A 13,695-nucleotide genomic window follows, 5' to 3' on the forward strand; every position below is an offset into this window, starting at 1 on the left:
ACACTCCTATTGCGCTCCTATTTTTTAGCTGTTTGCTGTATTTTTTAGTTGGATATACTATAGAACGTACCCAATTTAATTACCTAATTTTTCTATGGGGGGCACTCTTTTGTTGTTTTTATTATCTCATAAATAACAAACAGGTTAGCTTTTTAAGCTTAGCTATTGCTTCGGTATTATTTAGGATGATTTTTCTTATTTCGATGCCAAATCTGTCGCAAGATTTTTATCGATTTATATGGGATGGTAGAATGCTCTATGAAGGGCTAAATCCTTATTTATACCTACCTGAAACATTTATTAAAGAACAGAATTACCCGATACATCAGGCTTTGGAATTGTACAATGGCATGGGACCACTTAATGGTAGCCATTACACCAACTACCCTCCTCTGAACCAATTGTGTTTCTTAATTGCTGCCATTTTTGGTAACCACAGCATTTTAGGAAGTGTTATTACTATGAGAGCAATCATCATTCTTGCTGATATTGGCATTATGTATATTGGCAAACAACTCTTGGAGAAGTTACACCTTCCTATAAAAAATATTTTTTGGTATGCTTTAAATCCTTTTATCATTATTGAACTTACAGGTAATTTGCATTTTGAACCTGTAATGTTGTTCTTTTTAATACTCAGTATTTATAAGCTTTATCAAGGTAAATGGGGCTTAGCTGGTATGCTATTGGCTTGCTCAGTTTCTATAAAATTGATTCCATTACTATTTTTACCATTATTTTACCAATGGTTTCTAAATCCTGTTAACAAATCAAAAAAAACTACAGCATTATCTAAACTTCAACAAACTCCTTACAATCTTATAAACTTATTGCTATTTTACAGTATTGTAATAGTAGTAACTATCGCTTTCTTTTTACCTTTTTACTCCTCTCAATTAGTTGAAAACTACTCTAATTCTGTCGGGCTTTGGTTTAGAAATTTCGAATTTAATGCTAGTGGCTATTATATTGCTAGAGAAATAGGTTTTTTATTTAGAGGTTATAATGAAATTGCTATTATTGGAAAAATAATACCTATCCTAGCAATCCTTTTTATACTAGGCATCACTTTTTTTAAGAAAAATACTACCATACAGCAATTAATTGTAGGAATGCTTTTTAGCTTATCTTTCTATTATTTTGTTAGTACTACAGTACATCCATGGTATTTGGCTACTTTGATTATCCTTGCTGTTTTTACCCAATATAGGTTTCCTATTATTTGGAGCTTGGTAATTATTCTTACATATCAAGCTTATTCCAATATTCCTTGGAAAGAGAATTTATGGTTTGTTTTTATAGAATATAGCATTCTCTATGCTTTTTTACTTAAAGAACTTCTTTTTCCTACTCCCAAACCCCAGTATTCTAATTACTACCATATTTAATTCCTATTTAACTTTTGACTCCTAGCTTTTTTGTACTTTAGGAGCCCCATAAAAAACCTTCATTCCCCCTGATTAAAATGAATTATTATTTGCAATAAATAAAATACTATCCATGAAAAGACTTACAATAAAAGACATTGCAAATCACTTTAAAGTATCCATCTCAACGGTTTCAAAAGCTTTAAATGATAGCTATGAAATTAGTGCTGGCACAAAAGAAAAAATTCAAAAGTTTGCTAAAGAGAATAATTACAAGCCCAATTTTAATGCGCTAAGTTTAAAAAACAGAAAAACAAAAACTATTGGTATTATCATTCCTAATATGTTAAATTATTTTTTTGCCCAAGTATTTAAAGGAGTGGAAAAAATAGCTAATAGCAAAGGATATAAAATCATCTCATGCATTTCTAATGAATCTTTTAATAAAGAGGTACAGGCAATGGAAATGCTTTCCAATGGAAGCATTGATGGGTTTATTTTATCAATAGCAGAAGAGACAGAAATAAAAAACAATTTTGATCATTTTGAAAAAACTATAAATGAAGGGACTCCTATTGTAATGTTTGATAGAATTGCTAAAAATATTCATTGTGATAAAGTGATTACTAATGATTATCATGGAGCTATAAACGCCGTAAATCACCTTTCAAAAACAGGTCATAAAAATATTGTGTTTATTTCTACCATGAACCATTTACAAATAGGTCAAAAAAGGCTAAAAGGTTATGTAAAAGGACTTGAAATGGCTGGAATGCCTATTAACGAAGATTTAATTATTAATATCCAAGAAGAAGATTACAAGAAATACGAGAGTATTTTAACTCCTATTTTTGCCAATAGAGCTATTGACAGCGTAATAGCTACTGATGAATCTTCTGCTATTGCTGCAATGAAAGTAGCTATTAGAAAAGGGTATAAAGTTCCTGAAAACTTTTCTGTTATTGCTTTTTCTAATGGAATATTAGCGCGTCACTCAAGCCCGAAACTTACCACAATTAGCCAACATGGAGAATTGATGGGAGCTACTGCTGCTAAAATGCTAATTAACAGATTAGAACAAAAGAAGCCAAAAGAAGATGTAGAAACAGTTATTATAAAAACAGACTTGGTGGAACGAAAATCTACCAAGCCCAGTTTTTTTTAACTTTTAATTGACCGTTATTTTTACAACCAAGCCTTCGTTTCCTCTTATATTAAATACGGTATCATCTTCAAAAATTAAATATTGCCCTTTAATTCCTACCAACTTACCTATATACTCTGGCGTTTTTAGCAAATTTAAACTTTTGGGTTTTTCAGGATACTTATGTACTGGAAACCTAAGTATCGTTTCTGAATTATTTTCAATAAAATATTCCTTGGCCTCCTCTGGAATAAACTCCTTCAAACGCTCTTGCCAATCTACTAAATTAACATCTTCTATATCATTCTTGAGCATTTTCCTCCAATTCGTTTTATCAGCAACATACTCTTTTAATGCAACCTCTGTAATACCCGCTAAATAACGATTAGGAACCTCTACAATTTCAATTGCCTCATGCGCTCCTTGATCTATCCAACGTGTGGGAACTTGTTGTTTTCTTGTTACTCCTACTTTGATAGTACTCGAATTTGCTAGATATACAATATGAGGTTGTAATTGCACCTTTTTTTCATAGGTTAAATCTCTGTCCTCAATTCCTAAATGTGCTTTGCTCAACTCAGGTCTCATAATCCAATCACCAGCATTGGGAGTTTCAAAAAAGCAAGATTTACAAAATCCTTGGCGATAAATTTTTCTTTCTAGATGACAATTTAAGCATTCATATGTTACAAATGCAAGTCCAATTTCTTTATCTAACAATTGGTTCATATTTAAAAAATCAGCCTCCATATCCAAATAGTACTGAATCGTATCCGTATTTTCAGTAATCATCTTCTTTAGAACTCCTTGATATTCCATTTATTTAATTTTATATTAATTAAAAACATAGCAACTTTTCTAAAAGTTTTATCAATAAAAAAACCCACTCTAAAAATTGAGTGGGAAAATTGCTATGAAAAAGAAAAAGATGTGGTCTTTGAACCACGATTCAAATATATAAACTTTTATTCTTTTTTCAAAATATTTTCAAAAAAATCACATCCGATATACCTTACCTCCCTTTAGTTGATATTTATCTTTACTTTCAAAACAAGTAGCCCAACCTTCTTCGTCAAATATAAGTCGATGCCCATATTCACTCACCCATCCTATTTGCTTCGAAGGATTCCCTACTACTAGTGCATAAGGCGGTATTTCTTTTGTAACTACTGCCCCCGCTCCAATAAAAGCATAGTGCCCTATATTATTTCCACATACTATAGTTGCATTAGCTCCAATACTAGCCCCTTTCCTTACAATTGTTTTTTTATATTCACTTTTTCTATTGATAGCACTTCGCGGATTTATAACGTTAGTAAAAACCATAGAAGGACCTAAAAAGACATCATCTTCGCAAACTACTCCTGTATAAATAGATACATTGTTTTGCACCTTTACATTATTTCCTAGAACAACTTCTGGAGAAATGACTACATTTTGCCCTATATTACAATTATCTCCTATCTTACAATTCGGCATGATATGGCTAAAGTGCCATATCTTTGTTTTGTTTCCTATTGTAGCTCCTTCGTCTATCACAGCCGTTTCATGTGCAAAATATTCTTTCATTTTTATCTTGTATAAGTACAAAGATAACTATTAATCATTTCATTATTCTACCAAAAACGTGATTGGCAACCTATACCGTACTTTTACGGGTACTCCTTGCTGCTTTCCTGGTGCAAACTGAGGAATCTTTTTGATGATTCTTTGAGTTTCTTTTTCTAGCCTTTTATGAGGGGCTCTTATTTTTAAATTAACAATAGCTCCTTCTTCATTTATAATAAACTCAGTAGAAATCCTGTGTCTTCTAGGCTCCAAGCCTATATCTTGCGCCAATCCGCTATCAAAATTTCTTTGTATTAACTTAGCTATTTTCTTTTCAAAACATTTCTTATTTTCCTTTGGACTTAATCCTTCGCACCCTTTAAACACAGGAGCTTCTTCTAAGCTAGTAAAATTAATAGGTTCATCATCTTCGCTAATATCATCACCTTCATAAACTGTAACTAAATCATTAGCATTTGCTACAGTTTTATCTTCTTCATTGGGTTCATTTATGATCTTCTCAATTACTTCATGCGTATTATCTACTTTAGTAATTAAAGGCAATCTTATAAAAATCTTCTTCTTTAAAGGTTTGGTTTTTTCTTTTACAATTTCTTTTCTATAAGTTATAAGAGGTTGATCAAATGCATAAGTTCTTGTTGATGGGTCATAAAGATTACTATTAGTAATCACTTCTTTTTCTATTTCATATTCTAAAACTACATAGGTTATAAATAGTACTAAAACTAAGCCTAATTGAGTAAATAGTGTTGAATAATTTTCTAGCTGTTTCTTTGGTGTTTTTTTTACTGTTTTCATAATTGTTATTTTTAATGTTAAAACTTTCTTAAAACAAGAAACGTGCCAATAAAAAAAGGCAGCTCAATGAGCTGCCTTTTTTTATTATTTACTTTTATAGAATAACTACTCTACATTAAATGTAATAGGTAATGTATATCCTACACGTACAGGTTTTCCTCTCTGCTTACCCGGTTTCATCTTTGGTAATTTCTTTGCTATACGAATAGCTTCTTTTTTCAATCTAGGATGCGGAGCTCTAGCATTAATACTTGTAATAGAACCATCTTTATCTATTTTAAACTGAACGTAAATTCTCTTTTTACCAGAAGATAATCCAAGCTCATTAGCTAACTCAGCATCAAAATATCTTTGTACATGCTTACGCATTTTTTTATTTAAACAATCTTTCTTTTGTGCTTTAGTACCTGTACATCCAGGAAATACTGGAACCTCTTCAATAATTGAAAAAGGTACATCTTCAACAACTTCTTCTTCTTCCTCAGCTTCCACTATTTCTTCTACCTCTACCGCTTCTGATTCATCTGTTTCAGTTGACTCTATAATTGTTTCTTCTACCTCCTTTTCATCCTCAACAACCTCTATTTTTTCTGGCGCTGGTGGTGGTGGTGTATTTTGTTTCGGTGGTTCTGGCTGCTGCTGAATAATTAATGTTTCTTCTTCAATACTAGAAGCCATATCCGCTGCGCCTAGGTCAGCATATTCTTTATCATATGTCTTATTTTCAATAGACACATATGTTACAAATAAAGCTAAAACCAAACCTAACTGCATAAACAGTTTGCTATAATTCTCTAGATTTGACTTTGGATTTTTCTTAATTTCCATCCTAAAAAGTTTTTAATAGTTCGCTAATTTAATTAATTTATTTAAACTTTTGCAAACTTGCGCTTTAAATAGCCTATTTTTTCTCAAAAAAAGAGTTAAAAAGCAATAGTGCTAAGAGTATTCCTGCAAAATTTGCGATTATATCTAAATAATCAGGGGTTCTATATGTTGTTATTGTTCCTTGCAATACCTCGATAATAATACCGTAAAGTAAACATCCTACAACAATCCAATACTTTTTATTTTTTTCTACGAAAGCTAATAACCAAAAAAAAGCCAATGTAAAATATGCTATTCCGTGCTCTATCTTATCTAAATAGGATATCTTTATAGGCTGTTTTCCTATTTTTATCAAACTCAAAATTGCTATAAGTATCGCTATTGCTATTGCTATAACTCGTAAAGCACTAAGCTTCAATAAGCGCTGTGTATGCTGCTGCATCTAACAGGTTTTCTATTTGCGCCTCATCTGATAATTTTACTTTTATCATCCATCCTTTTTCATATGAATCTGTATTTACCAATTCTGGCTCATCTTCTAGCGCTTCATTAAAAGCAATTACCTCTCCTGATAATGGCATAAATAAATCAGAAACTGTTTTTACAGCCTCTACTGAACCAAAAACTTCTTCTATTTCTAGTGTATCATCTAAAGTATCTACATCTACATAAACGATGTCTCCTAATTCACTTTGAGCGAAATCTGTAATACCAATAGTGGCAACATCTCCTTCTATTTTAACCCATTCGTGATCTTTTGTGTACTTTAATTCTGATGGAATGTTCATTGTGTAATGTTTTTTATAGTGTTTGTTATTTTAATTTCCTAATTTATATATCAAGTTAATCCCTGCATTAATTGATTGCCTTGGGAATGTTGTTGATATTGCATATCTAAATGTTTGGTGATTATAATAAAATGACGCAGTCAAGCTACGACTTAAGTTATAATCTGCTATAAACTTCAATCCAAATAAATTCTCTCCTCCCGTTATTTGATTATTTTGTTCATCTATACTTCTAATGAGCGTTAAATTATCTCTTAAAGAAATATCTGCTCTTAGGTTTATATCTCCTTTAAGCGTTTCTTTCTTCCCTGTAAATCGGGTTACAAATTTAACATCTCTTATCTTATATCCAAATCCAATTACATATTCTGTTCCTTTAATATCTGTCAATGTATTATTATTAAAGTTCAATGTTAAACTTCTATCTTTTCTTATTTCCCCTTTTAGTGAAAAAGAGTTTTTCATTTTAACATCAAGCCTTACCAAAGGAGAAAATTCATCTATTAATGTTGCTGATGTTATCAATAACTCTGGCTGATAATTCTTAGAAGTATTTGTTTTATTCGGAGCGTCAACATCATATTGTGCATTACTTGTGTAATTTCCTATCGTATAAGAAGATTTATATCCATGTGCTAGTGTAAACGAAGAAAAATTCTTTTTAAACCATTTATATTTCATTAATCCATTATAGCGAAGTGTCCAATTAGGCAATGGTATATTTCTAAAAATCCCTGTACTTACTGAATTTACACTATTTCCTGAATAAGCTGCTAAGAATGCTGGTAGTAATGCTTGTTGTCCATTACTCTTATATCCTGGTCCATCGATTGTATTTGAATTTGGAAGCCCTGTTTCTAATGACAGTCTATTAGATATTATTCCTCTATAACCTAAAAATTTTTGATATAACGCTTCACTATCTTTAAAGGCCGTTCCTAGCATAAAATGGCTAATGCTATAATTACCTGTTTCATTAGGTCTTATATTCGGATTAATTCTTTGATTTTTATACTTTCTTTCTACCTCATCATAATCACCCAAAACATCTAGCTGCTGTGCTATATTTGATGTTTTTATTCTATTTCCTCGCAAATCAATCGTCAAACTTTTTATCGGTTTTACTGAGATCGTATAATCTAGTTTATCATACTTTGTTTTACTATAATTTTTATTAAAGTATTTATCTTCTACATTACTTGCATCACGCGCTACTAACCATCCATTTTGAATAGCTCTATATAAAATATCTGTTTGACTTCCAAAAACAAATCCAAGAGACGGAGCTGTAGTTCCTTCAAAACTATCTCTCCCCAAGAAACCTGCTCCTGGCTTATATCCTTGCAATGAAGTTCCGTTATTTTGACTATAACTCACTTTTGCTTGTTTCACAGAAGTTAATACATCATATACTCCTTTCATTAATTTCTTTCCAAAAGAAGATTTTCTGGTAACTCTGGTTCTCTTAGAAACTCTCCTTCCTCCTACGGTAACCGTTCCTTTTTTAACTACTTTTCTATTACCTCCTTTTAATAATAATTTATCTAAACCTATTGTTTTGTAGAAACGTTTAAAATCAATATTAGTATTCAAATTATGAGTACTTGCATTTTGAATCGTATTACCTACCACATCAACATACCTAAGTCCGTTGGCTTCTGCTGATAAGGGACTTTGAGAAGCTGCCTGCCAATCAAAGTCTGCGGTATATCCATAATCTGCCTTGATAAAACCAAGGAACGGTATTTTATTAATTGGTAACTTATATGTAGTATTTAATTTTTGATGATATTTATTAGCCCTACCTATATTGAAAAACTCATCATATATTTCTAATTGTTCGTCTTTTCCAAAACTATCATAGATATAATTATTAGTAGCATTAAAATTAAGCTGTAGTGATTTTGTTAAATCAAAGCCTATCGTATAATCCCAATTAAACATGAACCTTCTTTGAATTAACCTTGGTTGTGGGCTCAGTCCTATATCACTTATTAAATTTCTAGATTGTTGCTCGTTAAAATTTCTATTAATCCTAGAATTTACAGCCAATGTTTTAGGTAATGGACTAAAGTTTAGATCTCTTATTAGTTTCCAATACTTATTCTTAAACTTTTTAGACTTCTTAAATGGTTCATAAACCCATGGCTTAAAGCTAAAATTATAGTTAGCCCCGGCCATCATATTTTGGTTTACATATCTTTCAATATTATAATCTTTACGAAACTCTTCATTAAAGGAATAAGAAACGGAAATATTTTCTACATCATAAAATTTAGGCTCCTTCTTTGAAGTAGGGTTCCTATTCTTTTTAACATTGATAAAGCTAATACTCTTTCTTCTTCTATAATCTTGAGCATTTTTACTATTAGGATTCACTTCTTTTGCATCTGCCAACTCAATATCTTGATATTGTAGGTCATATTGTGGATCTCTAAATTCCTCTCCATAGCTATAACTCATTGGTATTTGTATTCCCCATTTCTTAGGAGTTACTAATTTTCCTAAACTAACATTAGTAGCCACGCTATATTGTTTTGCCTCTTCAACGCTACGTTCTTGTACTCTATCTTCAACATTCCCGAAACCTATTGTTGACATACTTCCTGCTAAAGACACATTTGCTACATCGGCAAAATTAGCATCCGCATTTAACACTGCTGCCCATCCTCCTTTATTATCAAAACCAACAGCTCTCAATTCATTAAACCATACTTCTGTACTTTTATTTCCTGTAGTAGAAGTATTTTTAACCCCTAGCATTACTGTTCTTACTTGCGCTAATGTAGGATTTCCTTTTACAGTTATTTTCAACCCATTAGAACTCGTTGATGAATACACCGTATTTGCGGGCTCTTTTAGCGCATCCCTTTTTAACTTTAACCTTCCTAACTCTTTTAATAAAACCTCTAAGTTATTTTCTTCGGGCCAAGCGTCTAAGCTTGTAGGGTTAGATAATTTTGTTGATAATTTTAATGGTTTTTCTATTTCATAAAAGTTTTCATTTAAATCTGTTCCTAAGCGAATTACAGCACTTATTTCTCCATCGTTTATTGAACTTGAAACATTAGGTCTTTCTGCATGTAAGAACATTCTTAAATTTTTATATCGTCGCATATCTATACTAATATTTTTATAGATAGCACGTGTACTTCCTTCAGGTAAATCGGTTACTTTTAACGTTACCGATTGCTCATTTTGACGTTGAATTCTGTTTGTTCCTTGTAATCGTTCTCTAATAATTCCTGGTGGCAATTCATAGCGATTCTGATTTTGCTCAATACTCACAACCCCTACTTCAAAATTATTTAGTTGATTTCCATCTAAATCATTTTCTGGCACATTTGGTTTTAATGTTTTCGTATAACGACGCCAATCACTACGTACCAACTCTAATTCTCCCATACGTAATACTACAGGCATTTTAAATTTAGTTACAAACATTCTTATAAATCGAATGCTATTAAAATCTGTAATTCCTCCAAACTTCTGAGAATCGGTTACATTCCTAATCGGAATTCTAAACTGGTACCAAGTAGCCGTTTTTGACGTTCCATTAGGCAATACCACTGGGGTACTTTTAGTATCAACAATAAAATTTCTTCCTTTTACTAAATCAGAACTATTTAATGATATTTTATATTCAAAATAACTATCTACAGGATTCATCGTTTGATCTTTATTAATATCCTCTACATCTGGATAAGTGGTTGATGATGTAGGAAAAGACTCACTCGATTGATTTACTGTAGGCGAATTTCCTTGAGTATTATTATAATTCTTATACCGTGATAGTATGGAAGCATTTGCTGCATCTAATTCTCTACCTCTAAAATATTGAAAATTATCCCCTGCTGGATCTGGTAAATTTGCAAAATTAGGAAACTTAGCTCGCTCTTCTTCATCTGACAAACCGTCTAAGCCTACATCTTGATGAATTCTAGCCTCATCACTTGCATCAAAGGCATATAATATGGATGGATTTCTAGGCAAATCACCCCATATAGATGAGCTATCAATATTAGCTGGTGTTTTTATCCCATCCGCTGGCAATCCATTTTCATATTGTTTACGATCATCTTTTAGAATATCTTCAGAAATATTTCCTAAATTAATATACAATTCTCCTACGTGATTTATAGGATCTCTAGGATTTAATCCTGCTGGCAACCCTTCTTCTTCTGTTATTGAATAATTTTCATAAGGATCTAATAACCAAAATTGCACATACTCTACATTTGCTTGTTCAAAATTATTAGTAGTTAGTGGTCTCATGAGACCTCCCCAACGATCTTCTGGGTTAATTTCATTGGGATTAAAATTATAAGGTCCCCTCTCCAATGGATAATAAGCCAAATCTAACGTCCTAACAATATCCAACTGAGTAATATCTAAGTCGGTATTAGGAAATAACTCTTGGTATCTCACCTGACGAACTTCTGCTCTTGACAACTCACTATCATCTATATTCGAAGGTTTATTAGAGCCCCCTCCGTAAAATAATTGATCTACATTATACCAAGCTATTTTCCCTCTTTTATAATTATATTCTAGCCTTCCTCCTAAATCTCCTCCTAATTGCTGCGAAATTGGAGTACTTGCAGTAAACCATTGCTGAGGTGACGTTAAACTAATTGGTATTTGAGAAGCTTCAAAATCATCAACATATGATGTTGCTGTTCCATTCACATTAATACCGCTCGGCGAACCAGGTAATAGATATGCCATATCTGCTCTAACAGATAAATTAGAAGGTGCTTCTGTTTCTACAAAAGGTAGTTTATTCGCTAGTTTTGTAAAATAAGGAACCTCTGTTGAATAATCAACATTTAATCCAAGCATTGTATTATCAATAGGCTCCGCTCCATAATTTACTTTTGGAGTTATTGGTTTTTCACTAACATTTAAAAACGTACCTCCTACCACAAATTTATCAGAAAAACGATGCTCTACATCAACCCCTATAAAAGTTTTACGCTGCTGGCTAAAAAATGTATTATTTTCTACTCTAGCATTTATAGGTATTCCTGAAGCTTCTAAACCAGGATCTAAAATTTGAACACGCCCTAATTGGTAATCTACAACATAATCCACCCCTTCTACCAACTGCCTTCCTCCCGCAGTTACTATTACAGATCCTCTAGGAATATTAAAGGCTCCTAATGAGATACCTCTACTTGCCTCTGATTTAAAATATCCTTTTAAAAAGAACTTATCTTTATTCTGATATTCATTCTTTGCCTGTGCTTTTGTGGTCAGGTATAAGTTATTAAATACATATTTTTTTCTATCAGAGGTATTGGTTAGTATTTCCTTTAAATCAGTACCAAAAGGCTCGGTTTCTGGAAATATAACATACCCTCTCTCTGAACTCACTGTAATTCCTTCTACATAATCAAAAAAACCATCTCCATTAGGAACAGCAAACTGACTTTGATCTAGTTTATCTAAATTCAAAAGGTTTAACAAGGTTTTATTCCTTATTGCTTCTTCATTGGCATTTTGAAGTGTATTTTGTAAAACACCCGTTTCATCATCACGATATAGTAATTCAAAACGGAATCCTTCTTGCCTTAACGGGAATGCTCCCAAGGCGTAAATATTCTTCATCATTAATTGCCATGTAGGGAAGGGAGTACCTAAACTCTCATTGGTTCTTGTATTTGGACGAACTGTAGTTAAAATTTCACTACGTAACAACTTCACTACTAAGTTCGCTGGCGCTATTACACCATCATTGGAAAATTCACCAACTTTAAAAACTGTTTCTTTATTTGTAGCTCCTACTACCGTGTACTCATAAGCTACCGCCAATACTTCTCCATCATTTAACCTCCTACTTAAAGAAATAAACCCTAATTGCGGATTTAATCTAAATTCATTAGGTTGTAATTTACGAGCATTCTGTAAATAAGAGTATCCTTGCCCTTGCGCTATTTTATAGTTTGGAAAAGTCAAAGCATCTCCTACCGTTGCAATATCCCTTATAGGTCCAGTACCATTTGCGATCAATGCACTTAAATCATTAACTCCATTATAAGGAATCGTATCAGACCCTACCATTACTGGCATTGGAACCGTTTGTACCTCAGCGTTAACCTTATTCTGCCCCTTCGATTCTCCAATATCAGCTAAAGCAACAATACTTCTATAATCTTTTACATTCTGATTTCTATTGGTTACCCAAACCTCTATTCTCGTAATATTTATAGGACTACTAACCAACGGGTATTGCGCTAATGCTTCTTTATAATTTTCTCGAAAATATTGCCCTAAAAAGAAGTGCCTATCATTATCATAATCTGTTGCTCGAAGTTCAAAAGGCTCTATGGTAGCTCCCCCCTTTGCCACTACTGTTTTAGATTGAGAATTTTGCTGAGAGAATACTGTGCTTACATAAGTGTTTCCAAATTTAAGATCAGCTTTTACCCCAAACAAAGCTTGTGCTCCATTAATCAAAGAGTTTTTTATAGACATACTTACATTACCTGCTTCTATATTCTGTAAAATATCATCTTCAGTTGGTGTATATTCTAATTTTATTAAGTTTTGAAAATCAAAAGTAGATTGCGTATCATAGTTTGCAGTGAACTTAAGTCTCTTTCCAACTTTAGCTTGTAAACTAGCGCTTATCTGCTGATCAAAATCAAAGGTAAAACTACTTTGGTTTTCTATAGATATCTGAGGGTTTTTACTATTCTGATAAATCCCTCCCAATTTAATATTTATTTGCCCTGTAGGTATTACTTCTACTTCATTTCCTCCAAAGATACTTTCAAAAAACTTTGAGTTTACATAATACTTAGGAAGCAGGTTCTTTCTTCCGTTCTTACTCCCTTTCTTTTTGGTATTGGTTGCATCAATTTTTTCTTTGTAATAGTCTCTTAAATCATTCTTCAAACGATATTCATCATATTCTCTTGGAGTCATAAAAATAGGGTTCCCGACATAGTAATTTCCTATTTTTTCAACAATAACAAATTTATTTAATGCTTTGTCATATGTAATTTGCCTCTCTACGGGATTATTCAAAAAGAGACTTCCTTTTTGAGTATGTTTAAATCCATATTTAAGAGGAATTATCGAGTCTTTTTTAACCGATAAAACACTATCTTTTTTTATTACTTGTGAAAACGAAACAACACTTACCAAAAAGGCAAGTGCCGTAAGCAGTCTATTCTTCAATTTTATTTCCAATACC

The 13,695-nt window shown here is 32.1% G+C and carries 9 protein-coding genes; 2 read left to right on the forward strand and 7 right to left on the reverse strand.

The features are described 5' to 3' along the window. Positions 1-203 precede the first annotated feature (203 nt). Positions 204-1,388, forward strand: a complete 1,185-nt coding sequence (locus tag MARIT_RS14205; protein WP_306301119.1) for a mannosyltransferase — start codon at positions 204-206, stop codon at positions 1,386-1,388. Positions 1,389-1,500: 112 nt separating this feature from the next. Continuing rightward, positions 1,501-2,532: a LacI family DNA-binding transcriptional regulator gene (locus MARIT_RS14210; RefSeq protein WP_024740152.1), complete on the forward strand. Its 1,032-nt coding sequence runs from the start codon at positions 1,501-1,503 to the stop codon at positions 2,530-2,532. Positions 2,533-2,535: 3 nt separating this feature from the next. Here the strand turns inward: MARIT_RS14210 and MARIT_RS14215 are convergent, their stop codons facing one another. The 7 genes from MARIT_RS14215 to sov form a co-directional block, all read right to left on the reverse strand. After that, positions 2,536-3,330 carry a DUF2797 domain-containing protein gene (locus tag MARIT_RS14215; protein WP_024740153.1) on the reverse strand — a complete coding sequence of 265 codons (795 nt, stop codon included), beginning with the start codon at positions 3,328-3,330 and terminating at the stop codon, positions 2,536-2,538. Positions 3,331-3,507: 177 nt separating this feature from the next. Next, entirely contained in the window at positions 3,508-4,080 is a 573-nt protein-coding gene (locus tag MARIT_RS14220; protein ID WP_100211855.1) for an acyltransferase, read from the reverse strand. Positions 4,081-4,122: 42 nt separating this feature from the next. Beyond that, entirely contained in the window at positions 4,123-4,878 is a 756-nt protein-coding gene (locus MARIT_RS14225) for an energy transducer TonB (protein WP_100211856.1), read from the reverse strand. A gap of 105 nt (positions 4,879-4,983) precedes the next feature. After that, entirely contained in the window at positions 4,984-5,706 is a 723-nt protein-coding gene (locus tag MARIT_RS14230) for an energy transducer TonB (protein ID WP_024740156.1), read from the reverse strand. A gap of 73 nt (positions 5,707-5,779) precedes the next feature. After that, complete coding sequence (locus MARIT_RS14235; RefSeq protein WP_051398804.1) at positions 5,780-6,148, reverse strand: VanZ family protein; 369 nt, start codon at positions 6,146-6,148, stop codon at positions 5,780-5,782. Beyond that, the gene (gcvH, locus tag MARIT_RS14240) at positions 6,114-6,494 is read right to left on the reverse strand and encodes a glycine cleavage system protein GcvH (RefSeq protein ID WP_100211857.1); all 381 of its coding nucleotides are present in this window, start codon (positions 6,492-6,494) and stop codon (positions 6,114-6,116) included. Before gcvH ends, MARIT_RS14235 begins: the two co-directional genes overlap by 35 nt. 30 nt (positions 6,495-6,524) lie before the next feature. Further along, positions 6,525-13,679: a T9SS outer membrane translocon Sov/SprA gene (sov, locus tag MARIT_RS14245; protein WP_231975160.1), complete on the reverse strand. Its 7,155-nt coding sequence runs from the start codon at positions 13,677-13,679 to the stop codon at positions 6,525-6,527. Between the last annotated feature and the right edge of the window lie 16 nt (positions 13,680-13,695).

Origin of the sequence: Tenacibaculum maritimum NCIMB 2154 (assembly GCF_900119795.1) — a bacterium.
Classification (GTDB): Bacteria; Bacteroidota; Bacteroidia; order Flavobacteriales; family Flavobacteriaceae; genus Polaribacter; species Polaribacter maritimus.